The 5,388-nt window shown below is 68.6% G+C and carries 5 protein-coding genes; 3 read left to right on the top strand and 2 right to left on the bottom strand.

Annotated elements, in window-relative coordinates; translation table 11 throughout:
* Positions 1-84 precede the first annotated feature (84 nt).
* Complete coding sequence (locus tag AC5Y7D_RS30615) at positions 85-1,473, top strand: amidase (RefSeq protein WP_499929908.1); 1,389 nt, start codon at positions 85-87, stop codon at positions 1,471-1,473.
* On the opposite strand, the gene AC5Y7D_RS30620 is transcribed toward AC5Y7D_RS30615, so the two are convergent.
* Positions 1,468-1,968 (bottom strand): DNA-deoxyinosine glycosylase, encoded by a 501-nt coding sequence (locus tag AC5Y7D_RS30620; protein WP_499929900.1) that lies wholly within the window; start codon positions 1,966-1,968, stop codon positions 1,468-1,470. The two genes, AC5Y7D_RS30615 and AC5Y7D_RS30620, sit on opposite strands and share 6 nt — an antisense overlap.
* 41 nt (positions 1,969-2,009) lie before the next feature.
* Here AC5Y7D_RS30620 and AC5Y7D_RS30625 point away from each other — a divergent pair, with 41 nt between their 5' ends.
* Together AC5Y7D_RS30625 and abmR are read left to right on the top strand one after the other, a co-directional pair.
* Complete coding sequence (locus AC5Y7D_RS30625; RefSeq protein WP_499929902.1) at positions 2,010-3,128, top strand: adenylate/guanylate cyclase domain-containing protein; 1,119 nt, start codon at positions 2,010-2,012, stop codon at positions 3,126-3,128.
* Positions 3,129-3,486: 358 nt separating this feature from the next.
* A complete protein-coding gene (gene abmR, locus AC5Y7D_RS30630; RefSeq protein ID WP_499929904.1) occupies positions 3,487-4,044 on the top strand; it encodes an ATP-binding transcription factor AbmR in 558 nt (185 codons plus the stop codon).
* An 11-nt stretch (positions 4,045-4,055) separates the two neighbouring features.
* On the opposite strand, the gene AC5Y7D_RS30635 is transcribed toward abmR, so the two are convergent.
* Positions 4,056-5,388: sensor domain-containing protein (locus AC5Y7D_RS30635; protein ID WP_499929906.1), on the bottom strand; the 1,333-nt coding region annotated here is incomplete at its 5' end.

A 5,388-nucleotide genomic window follows, 5' to 3' on the forward strand; every position in this document is an offset into this window, starting at 1 on the left:
TGGGGGACGGTGCTGATCGCAAGTCCCGCGCAGCGGGACGCAGCGGGTCACCAGCTGTGCGCGGGCGCGGGATACGCTGCGGCGGTGGACCCTCGCGATCTTGCGTTCGCCGGTGCGGCCGAACAGGCGCGAATGCTGGCCGACGGTGAAATCGACGCTCCCCTGCTGCTCGAGCTCTATCTGGAGCGGATTGAGCGGCTGGACAGCGAACTGCGTGCGTATCGAGTAGTGCGCTACGACGCCGCGCGCGCAGAAGCTGAGCTTGCCCAACAACGGCTGGATGCTGGGGAGCGGCGACCGCTGCTGGGCGTGCCGATCGCGATCAAGGACGACGTGGACGTCGCGGGTGAGGTGACGACGTACGGCAGCGGCGGGCACGGGCCGGCCGTGATCGACGACGCCGAGGTCGTACGCCGGCTGCGTGCGGCGGGTGCGGTGATCATCGGCAAGACATCGGTGCCGGAACTGATGATCATGCCGTTCACCGAGTCGTTGACCTTCGGTTCCACCCGCAACCCCTGGAACCCGCGTCGCACCCCGGGCGGTAGCAGCGGGGGCAGCGCTGCCGCGGTCGCGGCGGGCCTGGCGCCGCTGGCCCTGGGATCCGATGGGGGCGGGTCGATTCGGATCCCGGCAACTTGGTGTGGTGTGTTCGGCTTGAAACCGCAACGCGACCGGATCTCGCTGGAGCCGCACGACGAGGCGTGGCAGGGACTGAGCGTCAACGGCCCCATCGCGCGGTCGGTGCGTGACGCGGCGTTGCTGCTGGATGCGACGAATACCCGGCCGGGGCCCGAAGGCGAGTTCGCCGCTGCGGCGGCACGCTCGCCCGGCCGGTTGCGAATCGCGTTGAGTACCAAGGTCCCGACCCCGATGCCCGTGCGGGTCGGCCGGGCGCAGCTGACGGCGGTCGAGCAGGCGGGGGCTTTGCTGCGTGACCTCGGCCATGACGTGGTCGTGCGCGACCCGGTGTATCCGGCCTCGCTGTACGCGAACTATCTGCCCCGGTTTCTGCGAGGCATCAGCGACGACGCGGACGCCATGGCCCACCCCGAGCGGCTGGAAGCGCGCACCCGGTCCATCGCCCGCCTCGGTTCGTTCTTCTCCGATCGGCGGATGGCTGCGCTGCGAACCGCCGAGACCGGACTGAACACCCGAATCCAGTCCGTCTTCGACGACGTGGACGTCGTCATCACGCCCGGCACCGCTACCGGCCCGTCCCGCATCGGTGCGTACCAGCGCCGCGGCGGTGTGTCGACGCTGTTGCTGGTGGCTCAACGTGTCCCCTACCAGCAGGTCTGGAATTTGACCGGCCAGCCTGCCGCCGTGTTGCCGTGGGACTTCGACGACCACGGTCTGCCGATGTCGGTGCAGCTCGTCGGTCGGCCCCACGACGAGGCCACACTGCTGTCGTTGTCCGCTCAGATCGAGGCCGCCCGGCCGTGGGCGCACCGCCGGCCGCCGGTGTCATAGCGGGCCTTCGACGAGCGTGGCCCAGGCGGCGAGTTTCGCCGCCCGCGAGACCGCATGAGCCGGGCTGGTCGAGGGGAGCCGCTGGCACCTGATCCCTGACGGGTGCGCGATCAGGCGGTCGAACAGACGGGCCGCCGCCGCGCCGTTGCAGTAGACCCGGGCGACCCGTGGATAGGTGTTGAATAACCAGCCAAAGTCGTTGACCACCAAGCTCTTCGGGTCGATCGCGGCGTCCGCGCTGCCGGCCCGGCGGCAGCTGCGCAGTATGTCCCACAGTGCTACCCCATGCGACTGCAGTGCCGCTGTGCGCTCGGAATAGCCTGCCGTGCAGTCGAATCCGAAGAGTTCGGCGGTGATCGGCCAGAATGCGTTGCGCGGGTTGGCGTAATACTGGCCGGCGGCCAGGGAACGGACACTGGGGAAGGAGCCGAGGATCAGTACCTCGGCGCGGCTGTCGATCACCGGCGGTAGCCCGTCGAGCAGTGGTGCGGTCATCACCTCACATGATGACGCGGCGCGGGCTCTAACGTGGACCCGTGGCAGATCCAGCGGACGACCCGAACCTCGACGCGCTGCTCGGCGGGCTCGAGGGTCAAGCCCGTGCCGAGCGTGCCGAGCTCGTGCACTGGCTGCTCGAACAAGGCATCAGTGCCGAGGAGATCCGCACGACCAACCCGCCACTGTTGCTGGCTTCCCGCCACATCATCGGCGACGACGGCACCTACGTGTCGGCACGAGAGATCAGCGAAACGTACGGGATCGACCTGGGTCTGCTGCAGCGGGTGCAGCGGGCCGTCGGGCTGGCCAGGGTGGACGACCCGGATGCGGCCGTCCACATGCGCGCCGACGGCGAAGCGGCGGCGTACGCGCAGCGTTTCGTCGAAATGGGACTCCATCCCGATCAGGTGGTGGCGGTGGTGCGCGTGCTCGCCGAGGGGCTGTCCCACGCGGCCGAGGTCATGCGTTTCACAGCTCTGGCGGCGATCATTCGACCGGGTGTGACCGAACTGCAGATCGCGCAAGGCTCGAAGGCCCTGGTCAGCCAGATTGCGCCGCTGCTCGGCCCGATGATTCACCAGATGCTGTTCCTGCACTTGCGGCACATGATGGAAACCGAAGCCGTCAGCGCCGGCGAGCGCGCCGCCGGCAAGCCGTTGCCGGGAGCCCGTCCGGTCGCGGTCGCCTTCGCCGACCTGGTCGGATTCACGAAGTTGGGCGAAGTCGTCTCGGCCGAGGAGCTGAGCCAGCTCGCCGGCCGGCTGGCGGACTTGGCCCGCGACCTGACCGCTCCGCCGGTGCGGTTCATCAAGACCATCGGCGACGCGGTGATGTTCGTTTGCCCCGATCCGGGACCGTTGCTCGATACCGTCCTCAAACTGGTCGACACGGTGGACAGCGACGAGGACTTTCCGCGACTGCGGGCCGGTGTCGCTGCAGGGATGGCGGTGAGCCGGGCCGGCGACTGGTTCGGCAGTCCGGTCAACGCGGCAAGCCGGGTTACCGGCGTCGCCCGGCCGGGCACGGTGTTGGCCACGGATGTGGTCTGCGATGCCGTCGGCGACGATGCCGGCTTCAACTGGTCGTTCGCCGGCGCTCGTCGGCTCAAAGGCATCAAGAGCGAAGTCAAGCTGTTCCGGGTCCGGCGCGACCACTAGCCCCGCGAGCAGTCGCAAAATCGCACTGTGCAAACGAGTTTGATGCGAGTTTGTGTCTGCTGGCCAGCGAGGCCCGGCAGCTGCCCAGGCCCGGCACATGGGCAGGCCCGGCGTGACTCGTGGGGGCGTTGGTGACTCCGATTACGGGTCTGACGCGGCCGTTTTTCACCCTTCTTCCGGCGCTTGATATCCGGTCACTTCCGGGCCTGCTTCGCTACTAAAAATACAACCGCCGCTTCCTCCTGGCAACGGTTCTGAGTGGCTGGAGCGGGTGCTCATTTGCCCTGCGCGGCCCGGGTGATGTTCGCCGGGCGCGAAATCCCTGCACTTACACATACAACGGTGTAATCATGTAATCATGAAAATTCATCAACACGGGCGCCGCTACGGGCGCCCCGGGGGCTGGCAACAGGCCGAGCACCCCGACGCCAGCGGTGCCCCCGAGTGGTTCGGCGGCCGTCTGCCGGAAGGCTGGTTCGACGGCGACCCGACCGTCATCGTCGATCGCGAGGAGATCACCGTCGTCGGCAAGCTGCCTGCCGAGGCCGACAAAAGCGCTGCACGCGCTGAGGGACGCGTTTCCCGGTTTCGGGAGGAGACCCGGCCGGAGCGGATGGCGATTGCCGAGGAGGCGCAGGAACGCTACGGGCGCAAGGTGTCGTGGGGCGTCGAGGTGAACGGCGAACGGATACTGTTCACCCACATCGCCGTACCGGTCATGACGCGTCTCAAGCAACCGGAACGCCAGGTGCTCGACACGCTGGTCGACGCAGGTGTGGCGCGGTCTCGCGCCGACGCGCTGGCGTGGTCGGTCAAGCTGGTCGGCGAGCACACCGAGGAGTGGTTGGCCAAGTTGCGCGACGCCATGTCGGCGGTGGACGACCTACGGGCGCAGGGGCCAGACCTGTCCGGTTAGCCGGAGGCCGGCTACTCCTCCTTGTTGACCTTGGTGACAATCTGGTCTGCGATCTCGCCGCCCTGGTCGGAGATCTGATAGCCGCAGGCGTTGACGTCGACGACCACATTGTTGGCCACTTCCATCGCCCGTTGGCATTCCCAACCGTTAGCGCCCTCCTGGGCGTCGATCACCGTGATCCGCGGTGAGGTCCCCTGGACTTCGGAAAACGTCCATCGATAGGTTTTGCCCTGGTTGGTGACGCTGACCGTCTTGCCCGCGCAGCCTTTCCACTTGTTGAGCGAGGTCTGCACGAACGCCTTAGCCTTGTCGGCGGTCGGGAACGCGATGGCCGCCTGGTTGACCCAGTGGTCGTAGTTGTCGCCCGGTTCGGAGAGCACCAACCCGCTGATCCCGGTGTAACCGGTACCCGCGTACACCGGCCCCTGGCTGCCGTACATCGCGCCTTGACAGTCGGGTATCGAGAGGGTCACCGGTGAGGAGTCCACCGTGGTGATGGGTTTGCCGGGTTGCATCGTCGACGAACCCATCACCGCATTGACCTCCGAGGCAGTCAGCAGCAGGGCGCTCAGCCGATCCTCGCTGATGGGCTGCTGCTTAGGCGCGGGGTCGGGCCGCGTGGCCAGCCAGATGCCCACCCCGCCGACGACGAGGACCAGCACGATGGCGACGGCGGCGACGATCGGCCAGGGATTGCGTTTCGCGGGCTGCGGCGGCCGGTGCCCCTGGTTCCACGCGGAAGGCATGGGGCCGGACGACCCCGGGCTGCCGGGCGGGCCGCCGCCCCAGCCACCGCTCTGGCGGTAAGGCGAGTTGCCCTGGGCGGCCGGAATAGGACCGCTGACCGGGTTCCACGCCGGATGGCCGGACGGAGCCGACGGCCGTTGCTGCGGTACCGGGGCCGACGGCCCCGAAGGCCCGGAACCGCCGCCGTACTGCGGCGACGGAGCGTGTGGTGCGGGCGGTGGGGTGCTCGACGGGCCGGGGCGCGGGGGCGGCGCAACCGCGGTGGCCGGCATCGTCGGCCGCGACATCGAGGTGGGCGGACCGGGCAGGGTGGCTTCCTGGCTGCGCCGCAGGATGTTCTCGGCGTGGTCCTGGTCAGGTGAGCTGAGCGCCTCGTGGGCTGCCAGGGCCAGGTCACCGGCGCTGGCGTAGCGGTCCTCGGGTTTCTTGGCCATGCCGCGGGCGATCACGGCGTCGAAGCTCTTGGGAATGCCCGCGCGTGCGGCGCTGACCTGGGGGACCGGGTTCATCAAATGGGCGGTCACCAGTGAACCGGCACTGTCGGCGCGGTACGGCGGGCCGCCGGTCAAAGACTCGTAGAGCACGCAGGCCAGCGAG

The sequence above is a fragment of the Mycobacterium sp. NGS49 genome, assembly GCF_059812565.1.